We start from the raw sequence: 1159 nt of genomic DNA on the forward strand, positions 1-1159 counted from the left end.
GAACGTACGAAGCCCCACGTTAACATCGGCACGATTGGTCACGTTGACCATGGCAAGACGTCGCTGACTGCAGCGATCACGAAGTTTTTCGGCGAGTTCAAGGCGTATGACCAGATCGACGCCGCTCCTGAAGAGCGCGCCCGCGGCATCACGATCTCGACGGCACACGTCGAGTACGAAACGCCGAACCGTCACTATGCACACGTCGACTGCCCAGGTCACGCTGACTATGTGAAGAACATGATCACCGGTGCTGCCCAGATGGACGGCGCAATTCTGGTTGTTTCGGCCGCTGACGGCCCGATGCCGCAGACCCGTGAGCACATCCTGCTCGCTCGTCAGGTTGGCGTTCCGGCAATCGTCGTGTTCCTGAACAAGTGCGACCAGGTTGACGATGCAGAACTGCTCGAACTGGTTGAACTGGAAGTACGCGAACTTCTGTCGAAGTACGACTTCCCGGGCGACGAAGTTCCGATCATCAAGGGCTCGGCTCTTGCTGCTCTGGAAGATTCTTCGAAGGAACTGGGCGAAGACGCCGTTCGTTCGCTGATGGCCGCTGTTGACGACTACATTCCGACCCCGGAACGTCCGATCGACCAGCCGTTCCTGATGCCGATCGAAGACGTGTTCTCGATCTCGGGCCGTGGTACGGTTGTGACGGGTCGCGTTGAGCGCGGTATCGTCAAGGTTGGTGAAGAAGTTGAAATCGTCGGCATCAAGGCGACGGCGAAGACGACGGTTACCGGCGTTGAAATGTTCCGCAAGCTGCTCGATCAGGGCCAGGCTGGCGACAACATCGGCGCTCTGATCCGCGGCGTTGGCCGTGAAGACGTTGAACGCGGCCAGGTTCTCTGCAAGCCGGGTTCTGTGAAGCCGCACACCAAGTTCAAGGCAGAAGCCTACATTCTGACCAAGGACGAAGGTGGCCGTCATACGCCGTTCTTCACGAACTACCGTCCGCAGTTCTACTTCCGCACGACGGACGTGACCGGTGTTGTCACGCTGCCGGAAGGCACGGAAATGGTTATGCCTGGCGACAACGTCGCTATGGACGTCACCCTGATCGTGCCGATCGCCATGGAAGAGAAGCTCCGCTTCGCTATCCGTGAAGGCGGCCGCACCGTCGGTGCAGGCATCGTCTCCTCGATCATCGAGTAAT

1 protein-coding gene is annotated in these 1159 nt (G+C 58.8%); it reads left to right on the forward strand.

Features of this window, described 5'->3' with window-relative positions; genetic code table 11:
- Positions 1 to 1158, forward strand: a 1158-nt coding sequence (tuf, locus tag FG152_RS27120) for an elongation factor Tu (RefSeq protein WP_036579028.1), incomplete at its 5' end; no start/stop codon positions are given.
- Position 1159 lies beyond the last annotated feature (1 nt).

Origin of the sequence: Ochrobactrum sp. XJ1, from assembly GCF_024701725.1 — a bacterium.
Taxonomy (GTDB): Bacteria; Pseudomonadota; Alphaproteobacteria; order Rhizobiales; family Rhizobiaceae; genus Brucella; species Brucella anthropi.